At 34.1% G+C, this 16,062-nt stretch carries 18 protein-coding genes; all 18 read right to left on the bottom strand.

Translation table 11 applies throughout. The features are described from left to right. Positions 1 to 12: 12 nt before the first annotated feature. Positions 13 to 375, bottom strand: a complete 363-nt coding sequence (locus AACW90_RS21595) for a GtrA family protein (RefSeq protein ID WP_390238796.1) — start codon at positions 373 to 375, stop codon at positions 13 to 15. Between the two features lie 13 nt (positions 376 to 388). Continuing rightward, positions 389 to 1,735 carry a hypothetical protein gene (locus AACW90_RS21590; protein ID WP_390238794.1) on the bottom strand — a complete coding sequence of 449 codons (1,347 nt, stop codon included), beginning with the start codon at positions 1,733 to 1,735 and terminating at the stop codon, positions 389 to 391. Then, entirely contained in the window at positions 1,722 to 2,663 is a 942-nt protein-coding gene (locus tag AACW90_RS21585) for a glycosyltransferase family 2 protein (protein ID WP_390238792.1), read from the bottom strand. Before AACW90_RS21585 ends, AACW90_RS21590 begins: the two co-directional genes overlap by 14 nt. Positions 2,664 to 2,709: 46 nt before the next feature. Then, entirely contained in the window at positions 2,710 to 3,258 is a 549-nt protein-coding gene (locus tag AACW90_RS21580; protein WP_390238789.1) for a sugar transferase, read from the bottom strand. After that, positions 3,259 to 4,185: an NAD-dependent epimerase/dehydratase family protein gene (locus AACW90_RS21575; protein WP_390238786.1), complete on the bottom strand. Its 927-nt coding sequence runs from the start codon at positions 4,183 to 4,185 to the stop codon at positions 3,259 to 3,261. It abuts the gene before it with no gap. A gap of 540 nt (positions 4,186 to 4,725) precedes the next feature. Beyond that, complete coding sequence (locus tag AACW90_RS21570) at positions 4,726 to 5,733, bottom strand: WaaS/CpsH family glycosyltransferase (RefSeq protein ID WP_390238783.1); 1,008 nt, start codon at positions 5,731 to 5,733, stop codon at positions 4,726 to 4,728. Further along, entirely contained in the window at positions 5,723 to 6,256 is a 534-nt protein-coding gene (locus AACW90_RS21565) for a serine O-acetyltransferase (protein WP_390238780.1), read from the bottom strand. Before AACW90_RS21565 ends, AACW90_RS21570 begins: the two co-directional genes overlap by 11 nt. Continuing rightward, positions 6,234 to 7,415, bottom strand: coding sequence for an O-antigen polymerase (locus AACW90_RS21560; RefSeq protein ID WP_390238777.1), 1,182 nt, complete (start codon positions 7,413 to 7,415; stop codon positions 6,234 to 6,236). Before AACW90_RS21560 ends, AACW90_RS21565 begins: the two co-directional genes overlap by 23 nt. Continuing rightward, complete coding sequence (locus tag AACW90_RS21555; protein ID WP_390238775.1) at positions 7,412 to 8,347, bottom strand: glycosyltransferase family 2 protein; 936 nt, start codon at positions 8,345 to 8,347, stop codon at positions 7,412 to 7,414. Before AACW90_RS21555 ends, AACW90_RS21560 begins: the two co-directional genes overlap by 4 nt. A gap of 10 nt (positions 8,348 to 8,357) precedes the next feature. Then, positions 8,358 to 9,614, bottom strand: coding sequence for an MATE family efflux transporter (locus AACW90_RS21550; protein ID WP_390238772.1), 1,257 nt, complete (start codon positions 9,612 to 9,614; stop codon positions 8,358 to 8,360). Next, the gene (locus AACW90_RS21545) at positions 9,611 to 10,438 is read right to left on the bottom strand and encodes an NAD-dependent epimerase/dehydratase family protein (protein ID WP_390238769.1); all 828 of its coding nucleotides are present in this window, start codon (positions 10,436 to 10,438) and stop codon (positions 9,611 to 9,613) included. The genes AACW90_RS21550 and AACW90_RS21545 overlap by 4 nt, the downstream gene beginning before the upstream one ends. 2 nt (positions 10,439 to 10,440) lie before the next feature. After that, positions 10,441 to 10,989, bottom strand: coding sequence for a dTDP-4-dehydrorhamnose 3,5-epimerase (gene rfbC / locus AACW90_RS21540; RefSeq protein WP_390238822.1), 549 nt, complete (start codon positions 10,987 to 10,989; stop codon positions 10,441 to 10,443). A gap of 2 nt (positions 10,990 to 10,991) precedes the next feature. Beyond that, entirely contained in the window at positions 10,992 to 12,101 is a 1,110-nt protein-coding gene (locus AACW90_RS21535; protein WP_390238820.1) for a DegT/DnrJ/EryC1/StrS family aminotransferase, read from the bottom strand. Next, positions 12,098 to 13,024 (bottom strand): ketoacyl-ACP synthase III, encoded by a 927-nt coding sequence (locus AACW90_RS21530; RefSeq protein ID WP_390238766.1) that lies wholly within the window; start codon positions 13,022 to 13,024, stop codon positions 12,098 to 12,100. Before AACW90_RS21530 ends, AACW90_RS21535 begins: the two co-directional genes overlap by 4 nt. Before the next feature lie 5 nt (positions 13,025 to 13,029). After that, positions 13,030 to 13,554 carry a GNAT family N-acetyltransferase gene (locus tag AACW90_RS21525; RefSeq protein ID WP_390238763.1) on the bottom strand — a complete coding sequence of 175 codons (525 nt, stop codon included), beginning with the start codon at positions 13,552 to 13,554 and terminating at the stop codon, positions 13,030 to 13,032. Beyond that, the gene (locus AACW90_RS21520; RefSeq protein WP_390238761.1) at positions 13,541 to 13,951 is read right to left on the bottom strand and encodes a sugar 3,4-ketoisomerase; all 411 of its coding nucleotides are present in this window, start codon (positions 13,949 to 13,951) and stop codon (positions 13,541 to 13,543) included. The genes AACW90_RS21525 and AACW90_RS21520 overlap by 14 nt, the downstream gene beginning before the upstream one ends. Position 13,952: 1 nt before the next feature. Then, entirely contained in the window at positions 13,953 to 14,819 is an 867-nt protein-coding gene (gene rfbA / locus AACW90_RS21515; RefSeq protein WP_390238758.1) for a glucose-1-phosphate thymidylyltransferase RfbA, read from the bottom strand. Beyond that, positions 14,819 to 15,889, bottom strand: a complete 1,071-nt coding sequence (gene rfbB, locus AACW90_RS21510; protein ID WP_390238756.1) for a dTDP-glucose 4,6-dehydratase — start codon at positions 15,887 to 15,889, stop codon at positions 14,819 to 14,821. The genes rfbA and rfbB overlap by 1 nt, the downstream gene beginning before the upstream one ends. Between the last annotated feature and the right edge of the window lie 173 nt (positions 15,890 to 16,062).

The raw sequence follows: 16,062 nt of genomic DNA, 5'->3' as shown, positions 1-16,062 counted from the left end.
TTGGTTCCCAATTTATGTTTTTTTTTCCAAAACATATTGAGACAACAAAAAAGTGACCGGTGTTGTTATCGCTGCAATAATTATTGGAGCCCAACTTTCACTGAATCTTATTTGATCTACCAAAAATGTAAGTAATAGTGCTGAGAATATATACTGTACAACATAAACCAAGGGGAAAACTGAGAACTTTTTAATACTTAGTGTAGTTTTGAAAACGATTTTGGAGTTCATCACATACGAGTAAACTATCCCTAATAGATACGCGATAAAAAAGCTAACATTATAATTAAGGTACATATTCAAGTACAAATAAATAATATATGAAAATACTGTACCACCTGCACCAATGATTACAAATATAGTAAATTTTTTCATCAACTGTAATGACCTAATTGACGTAAGATAAAACAGAACTTTGAGATCTAACAAAATCAGAAATCACAAAACAAATCGAGATAAATAACACCCCTCCCACACCATATATCAACTTATACTTAATGTTCATTCGAGGAACTATAAACTCAAAAAATAGTACTGATATAACAATAAAATAACATAACAATGGCAGAGTAAATCTCAACTCAAGAGCTGAAGACAGTGAAATTGCGCCCCAAGATATGAGTATTAGTAACGGCATTACTCTTCGACCTAAAGCGGGTATTCGCTTGATACAAGTATGAACAAAAATTGAAACTAATCCTGTCCAAAAAAAAGCAAATGCAATAAAAGAAGATATATATGGAATGAATGGCCGTTTATAAGCATATGGAGTTAAATAGTCAAAATCAAAAGCTCCTACGAACTTAACCGTCAATAATTTGACTGCGGCTATAGGATGCTCAAAATACCAGTACAATCCCAGAGCTGAATCCGCACTATTTACTAACGCTGTAGATGGGTAATAATTTTGAGGCGCACCACCACCTAACCAAGTGCCATATTTTATAAATTCAATTCCCCACTTAATTTGAAGTCCTCCCAAATCAACAATTGGAAAGATTGTAAATTTACCAAATTGAGTTCCAAATATTGACATTTGAATAAACAAAGGAGTAGCAGAAATCAGTATCAGCAACGCCAAAAAGGCAATCTCGACCTTTCTTCTAAATAACATATCTAGAACGACCAACATTGATGGTACTATTAACCAAACCGCCGCCGGCCTGACTACCATATTTATGGTAAAAGCAAGAAAAAGAAGGAACACAAGTTTACTAACGTCTCGTTTACTTCGATCAACATCCGCGTAAATCTCCATCACTAATGCGAAGAAAATCAGTATCAGACTAATATGAAGTGACTCTGTCAGTGCTATGACTATATAAGGTACTACATAAAAATTAAAACATAATAGTACATATACTACGTTCGAAGCTTTTGATGAATACTTAGATAAAGCTCTACATACCATTAAAATGGAAAAATAGTACACACTTAATTGGAATAAAAAAACAAATATAGAAAACTGTATATCAAAAAAATCTGAGAGTGACAGTAAATGTGAAAGAATCCAAGGATAAGCGAATGTTCTAACTTGTTCATTAAAACTATCGATACCATTTAAATTTAAAGAACTCGCCAGTTCCACATAGTATTTGGCATCACAACATACGGGATATTTAATAGATAAGAAATAAAACAGTATACTGATGGTCATTAACACCAATAAACCGGCATAAAACACATTAGAGTCTAATCCTATTTTTGAATGTAACTCTTTGTTATTGCTTGTCATTTTTTATTTTCCCTAACGTTACTGACTGTGGTCTGTTTTTTGTATTTTCATAGGCTCTCCATGCATATTCTGCTGTAAGCCCTAATCCGAGTATATTCAAAGCACCAAATAGCACTATCAGCACAACTGTTGTCGAGTACCCAGGTTCCGTGATTACCCCAAAAACACGAGAAATAAATACTATAAGCCCAAGGGCAATAGCCACTAATATTCCAAAGGCCCCGGTTCGAATCAAAATTCGAATTGGCAAATCTGTAAAAGAAAATACACTATCAAGCATGTAGTCGAATTTCTTTCTCATTGTCCAAGCCGAGTGTCCATCTTGTCTTTCCAAACGGACATATGTTACTTCTGAACGTCTAAATCCAAGCCAATATATTAAAGCAATTAATGATGTTCTAGATTCATCAAGAGAAAGTAATTGATCTTTAAACACTTCATTACAACCAAAGACATCTACTCCGCCTACAGGAATATCTTTAACAACATATTTTTTGTATAGTTTCCAATATAACGAAGACATTAATCGTGTAGATATAGGATCTTTTCGTGAATCTCGAGTCCCAACAACTACGTCTGACTTATTCAAGTCCAACACTTTAAACATTTCAATGAATAAACTTACAGGTTCTTGAAGATCTGCTGCCATCACACAGCAATAAAGACCTTTTGCCTCACTTAACCCTGTACGAATAGCAGCAAAAGAACCAAAATTCCTCGAATGCGAAATAATTGTAGCTGAGTAATTTAACTCAGGTATTTTTGCCTGGATTAGTTCAAATGAATTATCTGGACTGCCATCGATCACGAATATCACTTCCAAACTGTTATTCAGCTCTGATGCCATTTTAGTTATAACATTTATAAGGCTATTTATTGACTCTGCATTTTTGTACACAGGTATAACTAAAGAATACTTAATCGCCAATTTATTATCTTCTATTATGATTTATGAATTTAAGATGCATATTGTATTATTTAATCGCATCACCAATACCACTTCCCGTTACGGTCATAATTATATATCCAAAATATTTTTTAATCGTCAACGTCGTGATCATCTCTCTATCTGTTTCAGCCAATATTTTAGGCGTGGACATATCAATATTTTGCACCTGGGCTAAGCCAGTCACACCGGGTAATACGTTATATACACCTAACGCCTCTCTTTCTGTAATGAGTTCGTTCTGATTGAATAGGTTAGGCCGAGGTCCGACTAAACTCATCTCCCCTTTCATCACGTTAACCAACTGAGGTAATTCATCAATTTTGGTTTTACGTAAAATCGCTCCAAACTTTGTTATCGAAGAGGAACTTGCCAAGTGACTAGCTACAGAACGAGTATCAACTTTCATTGTTCTAAGTTTAATTAACTTGAATGGTTTTTTGTTCTTGCCTACCCGTGTTTGAACAAAAACAGGTGATCCTGTATCAAATAACCCAATGAGGATAACAACCAATAATACCGGCCAAAGAAAAAGTAGTCCAAAGAATGCTATCAGTATATCTATCATGCGAATCATCTATAATTTTCCTCCGATTAAAGCCATTGATTGCTTCATTGTATATGGTGGAGTCCAATCTAACACTTCTTTTGTGTTGCTTGAATCAACCTCTAAGTTACTAAATAGTTGCTCAGCTAAAGTCGATTTTCCGATGCAACCTGCAAAAAGTCGCATGAGCCCAGTAGGGATAGGCAACTGAAGTATTTTTTTGCTGACCCCACAAGCCAATTCATCTGTGAATTCTCTCAAGGAAACAGGACATCCATCTGAAGCCAAGAATGTCTGGCCGTTTGCATTTGGATGTATGGCACAAGTTAACAGCAAATCAGCCAAATTCTGAACAGAAATAAAACTACGTCTATTATTTACTATTCCAAATGGCAAAATAGGCGTTTTTTGAATCAAATTAAATAACCTACCAAAATTACCTGGAGCACTCGGACCATAAACTAGAGTTGGCCTTACTATTACTAACTCTATACCTGTCGAAATCGCGATGTCTTTCAATTGTAATTCTGCTTCATATTTAGATTGTGTATAAGAGTTATGAGGAAACGGATTCGAATTAGGCTCAAACGCGTCTGTTGTAGTCATTGCCCCATTAACTCCTATGGAACTAACAAATACGAAACGCTCTACGCCTGCATCTGCAGCCTGTAGGGCCAGGTTTTTTGAACCTTCAACATTAATCCTATAAAAATCAGTACTACTCCCATACTGGTGAGCCATTCCCGCCAAATGAATCACAGCATTAACACCAGAGAAAGCCCCATTCCAATTTGTTTCTCTGCCCAACGAATCAATGAAGTAGGCGCTAGTGCCATCGTTACGTTGTCGAATATGACTTTCAGTATTTCGATGAACTGCAACAAAATTCATATCATTCCGAGGTTGAATTGTTTCTCTGCCAATAAACCCGGAAGCACCTGTAACTAATATTTTCATAACTAACCTATTATACTGCTCGCATTCGATGAAAAAATAATCTTGTATACACCACTTAACTCAATTGAACTGATACTTAACAATATTATACCAGCCGCATATGGAGACCAAAAAAAATAGCCTATTTATGCCTAGAAATATCACAATTAAAAAAATAGAGTAGAAGAACAATTCGTATTGCAATGTCCAAGCAATACTATTGTAAGGGACGTTAGAAATGCAAAAATGATAATGACTCGAAAAACCACAACCATTTTAGTTTCGTCCCGGGAAAATGATAGTATTGCATGTTTGAAATATAACCATATTCCACAGAAAAACACGTAATCACAACAACTATGACCAAGAGTAAAAAATTCAATGATACAACACGAAAATTAAAACAATTCGAACATAATATGACACTAGCATCATATTATGTCTACCTCTATTGCATCATTTTGAAATAAAAGAGCATTTACATCTCCACCCGAAAAAAAAGACAATTCAACATGCCCGAAAATTACAATAATACATGAAAATGATCATTAGACTTGAATATTATTTATCATTTCTTCTCTCCTTACAACCTACAAGCACCGACACCCAAGCTCTCAAACTATACTTTCTTATAAGTTTATTTGATAACGGTATAAAAGGCAGTTTTAAAAATTCAACAACATCAACAATATTCGCATCGTTGATCACTAATACATTGTTGTGATTAAAAAAATCATATTCTTTAATCGCACTGTTTGTTGTGATGATTTTTTTGTTAGCGGCAAGGCATTCAAATATTCTCATTGTAAGCCCTGATTGAGAAGGGTGATGCACGTCCAAAACAGATTTTGAATCAAGAAAGACACTGTATATAAAATCAGAAGTCAATGGTTTGTATTTTAAATGCTTCGTATCAAAATTATTATAACCTCTAATTAAAAATTTGTTAATTATATTTTTAATTTTAGACTGCACATAGATATACAAGTATAGCCTAGAGATCTCTTGATGATTTGATAACAAATTTATTACGGAGAATCGCCCAGGTCGTGCTGTTCCAATAAAACAAACATCATACAAATAGTTCTCTTTCCCTATATTCAGCTCATCGCGGTAATATTTATGGGTATAAAACAAATCTAATAGTTTCAACGACTCATATTTTTTTGAATCATTGGGATCAAATGTATAGGCCCTATCGCAAAGTGTGGATATACACAAAGAGTACGGAGAGTTAATCACTGAGTCCCAATTATAGTAAACAAATTCGGATTCACGAAACTTAGATTTTAATCGCTGAAGAGTATCCTTGGACAGATATTCCCCTTTGACGATCAAAACCATGTCATAAGTATTACAAAGTAGCCGCTCTTTTTTTCTAAACGTCCTATCTAAATATGATGTACATAATGGTCTGAACAACCGGATGACCCCTTTTAACAGACCGCTATCTGTAGGGCTATCATTGATCATGTCAACATCATGCCCTTGAGAAACGAGCTCTTGATGTATTTCAGTTTCGTATCCAAAAAATTTAGGACAAATAAATAAAATTCTCTTAGCCATCATTCTCTAAACCTATAATTCTAGATGGGTTACCAACAACAGTGCAATCATCCGGTATGGACTTTGTGACGACTGAATTTGCTCCTATAGTTACATTGTTTCCAATATGAATATTTCCTAGAATTTTCGCTCCGGCCCCAATAATAACATCGTCACCTATTGAGGGGCGCTTCTCTTTGCTATTAGAAAAATCTAACTCTTTGGCTCCAATAGTTACTCCTTGAAAAATAGTGCAGTTACACCCTATTTTTCTAGCTCCTATCACGCTACCAACAGTATGAGGAAAAAACAAACCACTTTCGATTTTACACTTAGTGTTAACTTCTAGCCCAAAAACCACTACGTTCATGAGCGATATCAACTTACTGATAACCGGTATACATGACAACGATAACCTAACCAAAAAAACAGGCATCAGCCTAGGAGAACATAACAAAAGTAACTTTTTTAAGCGTGTTCTTTTTTCTTGTTCTTTTCCTAGTAAGATTAAATATCTATCGACATCACTCAATAATGTTGTGACCATTTTTATTCCCTACTTTAGTAAAAAAATTGTGTAAAAACCACAAAAAAAGACACAGAAACAACTGAAATAACGTAGGTAGCAAGAAAAACATGTCATAAAAAATTGAAAATAAAAGTATCTGAAAAAATACAGTGTAGGAAAATACCCCCCACGGCTTTCCATTCTTCGCTTCTTGAAATGCTATACAAGAAAACAGCTGCACAACACCAAACATGACAAAACCACCAAGGATCCAAAAATCTGAAACAAAACCAGCATATATTGTCGACGTATTAAGATTATGATCCACAAAAATAAAAAGGTCATTTCTTTCTGACAATCCAAAGAATGTCCTAACAATAGTTGGGAGCATATTAGAAAAAGAATACGTCATAGAATACACGGGATCTAAAATTGGTAAATTATAAAATAAATTGGATATCCCTGCAGTCAAATACACGTAAAACCACAGAAATCCAGTAGGAAGTGCTTTAAAAAAACCTTCGTAGTCGCTGACAACTAAATATTCAAAAGGATTGGCATTTTGTCTCAGGTCACCTATAACACCGAACCCGAGAATGAATAACACGGCCAATATAGTAAGATATATGTAGTGCCTAATTTTAATTTTAATATAAAAAGCACTGACAACAAAAATTTGAACAAGAGCACTTAATAGAATACCTCTGCCAAACATCAATATTGGCCATACTAATAAGAGTAATATAATAATAAAGTGAATTTTGTTTCTTTTTTTAATACCCAAACATGCTAAACCTGTTACTAATTGTAGAAAACAAGCATTCATAACCCCATGAAAAGAAGGTATTCCGAAATCTGTATATAATCGTCCACTACCCATTATAGTCCAGAGTAAAGGGACCCCTTTTGAATAATAAATTTCAAAAAATGTCCCTACGAACCAAATAAAACCAAGACCTTTCACATATAAACTTACAGTTTTGACATATTCATCAGGAAAATATCTTAATGTTATTCTTGATTTTCTTCCTAAACTTGAAAAAAAATAGAATAATACCATTGAAAACATATTCAATATTATCAGTATCATTCCTTCCCATGAGAAATATGTAAGATTACTTGTCATTTTTAGTGAATATAAAAACAAAACTAATATCCAAGAAAAAAAATAGATAAACAGTGGCGATAATAATATCATATAATACGCTTAATAATATTTTTTAGTTTGGGTAAAACATAATGAGATAACTTAAAAATTGAATTTTTAGAAACAAAAAATGATAAAACAAACCATTGTCTTCTTTTATTCTCAGGGACATAACACTCAATCATTTTTTTGACATCGTTCGCTAAAGTGTGATTCCCATTTTCGATTTGACGAAAAAGCTCGCCACATAAATATCTATATCGACCACTACGGCATACTCCTTCTAAATATTCATCATTTGGGTACTTTAGTCTAATTTTAGTTAGAGTAAGCAATGATTCATTAAGTAATTCAAATGTTCTTTCACTAGCTCCTTCACCATGCTTTCGATATCGCCCTAACACACTTGGGATTTCAACTACTTTACCCATATATGCAACTTCAATTGAAAAAATCCAATCCGATACAGTTGGAAACTCAGGGTCAAAACCATGTTCAGGGCAAGCGCTTTTTCTTACCATTATAGATGACGCACCAGGAATTCCACCTTTTGTTATTATTTCATATACATCGTTAATTCGCTCACTTTCCGTTTGATTTGTTATGAATAATGATTCACCAGTTTGATGTAAAAAAACATCTACCGGATGGTAGGACAAAACCACTGATTCATCCTCAAACGCTTTAACTTGCTTATGTAACTTCTCCGGAAGGTAAATATCATCACCTCCCATAATAGCGATTAGATCACCTGTACAAGCAAAGAATGCTGTGTTTGAGTTTCCTGTAATGCCCAAATTTTTACTATTTAATACTGGAATAATAATTTCAGGGTATTTTTTTTGATACTCTTTAATAATAGCGGGAGTATTATCCGTCGATGCATCATCGGAAATGACTATTTCTAGATTAGAATAATTTTGTGCAAGAATACTTCCAATGGTTTCTCTAATCAAATTTTCTTGATTGTATGCTACAACCATGACCGAAACCTTAGGATAATGTTTCATACTTTCCAACTTTTACTCCAAACATAATTAATATCGCTAGTAAATAAATTCCATAGTTAATCGTGTAGGCAATAATTGCACCCAATAATCCGTATGTATCTAATAAAAAAAGTGACATAGTTACATAAGTGACAGAAAAAATTATTTCTAATATTATCATGATTTTTACGCCTCCCATACCCAAAAGGCTAAATGCGATAACCCATGATAATATTTTAAAAAAATCACCCGGCAATTGATATATAAACAACTCACTCATCTCTAAAAACGATTCATCAAATAACACGGTTATTATAGTATTTCTAAATAGATATACTAGTAGAATACCTAAAACAGAAACTAAAACCGTAGCTGAAAAAACTTTCTTTACAATGTTTATAATTTCATTTTTACAACGACTTGATGAGATTTTTGGTACCAAATATACACTAAGAGCAGAAGATACAAAAACCAAGTAAACTTCAGAAAATCTAATTAGTCCTTGCCATATTCCTGCATCATGCGCGCTATAAGATACAGACAGATAATTACGTATTGTTATTTGACATAAAGGTAAACTTATTGCACTTACTAATCCAAAAAAAGCATATTTCTTAATAATTAGACTCGAACCAAGATCAATATTTAATTTCTTATTTCTATAAAATCGAATATTTTTTTTCTCTGTAAAAAAATAAACAACAAAGTAACCAAGCGGAATGCTAATTGATAACAACTGCCACTTAGGGTAATAATAATATGTACAAAGAGCAAAAGATAACGAAATAATACTAGCCCATATATTAACCTGTGCTAGTTGTTTTATTTGATAAAACCCATTCAATACTGCATTGAATATTAATACTTTCGATTGAAAAAAAACAAAAAACAACCCTAAAGAAAAATACAATATTGTATCAATTGAATACTGTTCACTTAATAAAAAATATCCTCCTAACAAAGCACCTACACTTAGTGTTCCATAAATTGAAGCATTATAAGTGAATTGTCCTATTGAGTTGAATTTACAAAATATATTTTTTGTTCTAATTGGTGATTCAGAAATTACTTTTGTTACACCAGTAACAGCTAAACCACCGCATAACATCACGTATATTAGAGAAATATTTTGAAAAAAACCAAAATTTGACACACCCACGGGCCCGGATGTCACCGCTATTAATTTAATGATGACAAAACCAACAAACATTTTAGCTAATGTCTGAGCTAACGTGTACATTGAAGAATTAATGAAATTCATTCGCTATTTCTATTCAGTAAATGAGAGGCGAACTTTTGAATTATCTCGGGTAACTCCATGACAAGATTCTTCGGGTCGTATTTAAAATTCGACTTTGTATATGATATATCTATTGGGGTAAATCTTTCCCCAACATGTCCTTTATGCCAAATAATTTCACACGATGTCTCTTTGACTATTTCATTAGCAATAGTTTGAGCCGAAATGTTGTGCCCAGATGCAACATTAAAAATATTGAGACCTTGTAAGTCTGACATCGCCACATTGGAAACGATACTAATAACATCGTCAACTGAAACATAGTCTTTCTCATAACCGGGTGATACAAACATATCTATTTTCCCAGTTAATAGTGCATTCTTAATTATCATTGGTAGAAACAAAGTACTTTCTATCGCGGTTCCGTAAACATTACTTGGTCTCAAGATGGTGACATTCTTTTTAGAAATACGGCATAATTCTTCTGAAACCATTTTTGACAGATTAAATAATTTCCTATTGTCTTCAAAAGGAATCATCAAATCCGCATTTTCGCTTGTAACCTCACTAGACATATAGATTCTAGTAGAAGATAAAAGTATTAAATGGTTATAGTCTACTTCGAAAAGTACTTTCGCGAAAAAAGAGGTATTCGCATCTAAAACAGACATGGGCTTTGTACAATCACCGAAGCCCGCAGCATAAACAACAATATCGAATTTAGTTTTAAAGTAACTTAAATCACCTCGCTTCGGAACAGTTACTTCACAACCGTATTTTCTAAATTCAGTTACAATTTCTCTACCAATAAATCCAGAACCACCGATTATTAAACATCTTTTCATTGTTATTTACCTTTGACCAAATTTTTATATTCTTCAAAACTTAGCAAATTTTTATCTTTATTAGAAAGTAATGGTGTGTTTGTCGGCCAACTTATATTAAGATCTTTATCATTCCAATTTATCCCAACTTCATCTGAAGGATCATAATAATCAGTACACTTATAGTGGAAATCAACTTCGTCTGATAGAGCAAAAAAACCATGTCCAAACCCTGGAGGAATATAAAGTTGTTTGTGATTATCTTCTGATAATACAATGCTCATATGTTGACCAAACGTTGGAGACCATAATCTGAGATCTACAGCCACATCAAAAACTTCGCCTCGAATAACAGTTACAAGTTTACCTTGGGGTTTACTTAGCTGCGAATGTAATCCTCTCAATATTCCTTTCGACGATCTCGAAAAATTATCTTGAACAAAACACTCCGCAATCCCAGCAATTTCATAGTTATCTTTCTGATACGATTCATAAAAAAAGCCTCTTGCATCACCAAATACTTTTGGTTCTATAATGAGACAATCAGAAAGTTCTGTCTTAGTTACCTTCAACATTATTCCGCCGTATAATTATTTATTGTATTGATAACCATATCAACTTGTTCATTTGACATAGTTGGTCCTATAGGCAAGCTGACTACGTTTCGGTGTATCTTTTCGGTTATAGGTAGTTCTAACGCTCTAAATTCACTATAGGCAATTTGATGATGTGGAGCGATCGGATAATGAATAACAATTTGAATTTCATTTTTCTGCATATATGTAGCAAAATGATCTCGATTTTTCACCTGTATTACGTACAAATGAAATACATGATTTTCATCGAATTCCCATTCAGGCAATTGAGTTATCGATAAATTTTGAATGCCATCGTTATATCTTCGAGCGATTTCTCTTCGTCGTTGTGTTTCTCCATCTAAATACTTCAGTTTTACTCTCAACATTGCAGCTTGAATTTCATCAAGACGAGAGTTTATTCCTTTGTAAAGGTTTTCATATTTTTTATGAGACCCGTAATTCCTCAATGCAAGGAGCGTTTTGGCTAAGGTATCACAATTGGTTGTGATAGCACCTGCATCACCTAAAGCACCTAGATTCTTCCCTGGATAAAAGCTGAAAGCACCAGCATCTCCCCAGCTCCCAGCCTGTTTACCCTCAAGTTCCGCACCATGGGCTTGCGCGCAATCTTCTAAAACTAGTAAGTTATTACGTTGTGCAATCTCCATAATATCTTTCATTGGTGACATTTTACCGTATAAATGAACGGGTAAAATTACTTTTGTTTTATCTGTAATAGCAAGATTAATTTGGTTAATATCTACATTGTATGTACTCGAATCGGGTTCAACTAAAACCGGTATAAGTTGATTTTCCGTGATCGCCAGTATTGATGCTATATATGTATTGGCAGGGACGATCACTTCATCTCCATCTTTCAATACACCCATCTCCTTCCATGCACGGAGCACTAAAATTAACGCGTCCAAACCATTTGCCACACCAATAACATGCTTGACATTACAATACATTGCAAAATCATGTTCAAATAACTTGAGTTCTTCCCCCATGATATACCAACCAGAATCAATGACTTTACCACAAGCCTCTTTAAGCTCTTCATTATACGAATTATTTATTTTCTTTAAATCTAGAAAGGGAATCATTTCTTCTCTACTCTTTTTAAAATGTTCGTTGCCCAAGAAAGTCCTACACCAAATCCAGATATGACAATATTCTTAATTTTTGGTTCATCCAAATAACCTTCAAGCATAATCGGTATAGAAGAAGATACTGTATTACCGTAGTTTTGAATTTTGAATGGCAGCATTTCATTATTCATATCTAGATTTTTCCTAATCGTATCAACAATAGCTAAACTACCTTGATGGATTAGGCATAAATCTATTTGATCTAACGACGTATCTTCTATTATTTTTCTAATATGGATAGGCACTTTTTTTGACACAAAAGAAAACACCTTGCGACCATCCATTACCAGTTTTTCGTTTCGATACAAAGCATCTTTACCTGCACCATCTGTCGATAATTGAGGCCTTCCGATCGAAAAAACTCCTCGTTCAGATAATAATGTAGCTGACGCTCCATCTCCAAATATCATGCTCGTATTTTTATCATTCTTATCAAGAATCGAAGAATAAGGATCAGCCGTTATTAATATTGCATTTTTGAATCCCATGTCGATCATATGAGCTTTCAGTATAGATAGACCGTATACGTAGCCAGAACATCCTAATCCAATATCAAAAGCAGATAAGTTTGTCTTTAGACCTAGGTTATTTTGTACAATAGCAGATGTATGTGGAATCCCATCAGAATCACCATTTTGTGTAACAACGACTAGAGCATCAATATCAAAAATGTCAATATTTGTTTTATGAATCAATTTCTCAGCTGCTTTTGTCGCTAAATCAGAAGTCATACATTCATGATTTTTAACTGATAGCTGAGTAATACCAATTCGATTATTTACGAAGTCTGCACTCTTGTTAAACTTTAATGCGTTCGAATAATTATCTATTCTGTTTTCAGGGATAAATGATGCTATTGCTGATATATAGATACTCATACTTTCTAACCAATAAATTTTTTGAATTTTGATTTATTTTTTTCAAGATCTTGAGGTCTAATTACAAAATAGTCATTGATTGAATCAGTTTTCACAAGATTGGCACCCATTTTGTTATGAAACGAGATTACTTTCTTATTTTTTTTATCTACTTCAAAATGTGATTGTTCAAACCCTAAAACTTCGAATCCAAATTTGTAAACTAAAAATGCGCTCTCTATAGCAGAAAAACGTGTTTTGTTCTCATCTAATATCCAACTTCCCCAACAGAACGAATTTTTAATAAAATCATACAAGCGTACTGTTCCACATTTAGTCCCGTCAGTTCTTTCAATAATAAAATAAAATTCGTCTTGATTTTTTTCATTAATTTTATACGCTTCTATCCAAGATTTTTGTGCACTCACATCATCATCTACTTTGGAAATAAACGAGTTATATCGTTTATCTCGTCGCAGTGATAAAATGTAGTCCGCATCTTCTACTTCAACTAATCTTAATTTTATAGTTTTAGATTCAAGATTTCGCATTGTTTATATACTCCAAAAAATTACTATAACTTCGGATATAATCAGTTTCATCGTAATAATCACTGGCTAGTACTAACAAAACACAATCTTCTGAAAAGTCATGCATTTCATGCCACTGCATAATATCAATGAGAATGCCTTTAGAAGAACTATTTAGGACCATCTCTTCTTTATTTATACCATCATCCATGATGAATTTACATTGACCTTTAATACAGACTGCTATTTGTTGGAGTTTTTTATGAGCATGAAACCCTCTAGCCACGCCTTCTTTTGTATCAAAAATATAGTAAACACGTCTAATTTCAAACGGTATGTTTTTTTGAGATTCTAAAGAAACCAAAGCTCCTCGATCATCACCCAATACATCAAAATCAAGTAAATTAATTAAACTCATATTATTTCTCAACTAAACTAGTCAGATAGTGACCATAACCATTTTTTAGCATCGGCTTCGCTAAAGCTAGTAAATCATCGCTACTTAACCAGCCATTCCTCCATGCAATCTCTTCTAGGCAAGCTACCTTTAGTCCCTGAACATGTTCAATGGTTTGGACAAATGAAGAAGCCTCATGCAAGCTTTGATGAGTTCCAGTATCTAACCAAGCAAAACCTCGACCAAGTAACTCTACATTTAATGATTTATCTTGTAGGTACATGTCATTAATCGAAGTGATTTCAAGTTCACCTCGAGATGATGGCTTAACTTTCTTTGCAAATTCTACAACTCGATTATCATAAAAGTAGAGTCCTGTTACTGCATAATTAGATTTTGGTTTTTCAGGTTTTTCCTCAATTGAAATAGCCTTCATATTGTCATCAAATTCTACAACACCAAAACGTTCCGGATCTTTTACTTGATATCCAAAAACAGTAGCCCCATGTTTTTTCTGCACAGCGTGTTGGAGTGTCTGGCTAAACGACTGCCCGTAAAAAACATTATCGCCAAGGACTAAGCAGACTGAGTCCTCGCCTATAAAGGTCTCTCCGATAATAAACGCCTGTGCTAACCCGTCGGGACTTTCTTGTTGTTCATATGTTAGTCTAATTCCAAAAGAGCTCCCATCACCTAGTAAGCGCTGAAAACTATCGTAATCTTCAGGTGTGGTTATTACCAAAATATCTTTTATTCCAGCTAACATTAGTGTTGATAATGGATAAAAAATCATTGGTTTGTCATATACAGGTAGCAATTGCTTCGATACTCCCCGCGTTATAGGATAAAGCCGAGTGCCTGAGCCACCTGCTAATACAATACCTTTCATTATTCTTTCTCTCCTACACCTAATCTTTCAAGGCTATATGAACCATCCAATACACGAGCCCACCAATTATTATTATTCAAATACCACTCGACTGTTTTTCTAATCCCCGACTCAAATGTTTCTTCTGGCTTCCAATTGAGTGTTTTCTCAATTTTAGTTGCATCAATGGCGTATCGAACATCATGGCCTGGGCGATCAGGTACGTATGTAATCAGATCTAGATATCTATTAATACTATCCGGTTTATTGGGCATTAATTCCTCCAATAACGAACATATAGTTTTCACTACATCTATATTCGCTTTTTCATTATGACCACCAATATTATAGGTTTCCCCTACTTCACCTTCTGTTACCACTTTATATAGAGCTCGTGCGTGGTCTTCAACAAACAACCAATCCCTTATCTGCATTCCATTGCCATACACAGGCAATGCTTTACCATCTATTGCGTTTAGAATAATAAGTGGTATTAGTTTTTCGGGAAAGTGATATGGACCGTAGTTATTTGAACAATTTGTAACAATAGTTGGGAGCCCGTAAGTACGCAACCATGCTCTAACAAGGTGATCACTTGATGCCTTAGATGCAGAGTATGGACTAGAAGGCTCATAAGACGTTTCTTCAGTAAATAGATCTTCTGTCCCTTCTAAATCTCCATAAACTTCGTCAGTAGAGATATGATGAAATCGAAATTTCGACTGTTGGTCAAAGTTCAAACCATTCCAATAAGTACGCGTAGCTTCTAATAAAGTATAAGTACCCACAATATTCGTTTCAATAAATGCTGCTGGTCCATCAATCGAACGGTCAACATGTGACTCAGCGGCTAAATGCATTACCGCATCAGGTTGATGAAACTCAAATACTCTAGCTAGCTCTTGTCTATTGCAAATGTCTACTTGCTCAAATGCATAACGTTCATCGAATTCAATCGCAGTTAGAGAGTCTAAGTTCCCCGCATAGGTAAGTTTATCAACGTTTACCACTGCATCGTTAGTGGATTCTATTATATGCCGTATTACAGCCGAACCGATAAAACCAGCGCCACCAGTCACAAGAATTTTCATATTTCTACCTAGTTGTTATTGTTGGAACCAAACTAAAAAATCATAAGACCTATCGTTTTAGGACACTTACTTAGGAGTCGAACATTGCCACCTTTAGATCTGCCCTCACACACGGTAAATACTTTCACCTATTTTTGATAAATTAGGCGAAAAGGGGTAGCAGATTGTACAGG

Origin of the sequence: Vibrio frigidus, assembly GCF_042465995.1 — a bacterium.
Classification (GTDB): domain Bacteria; phylum Pseudomonadota; class Gammaproteobacteria; order Enterobacterales; family Vibrionaceae; genus Vibrio.
This window is presented reverse-complemented; position numbering and strand designations above follow the sequence as displayed.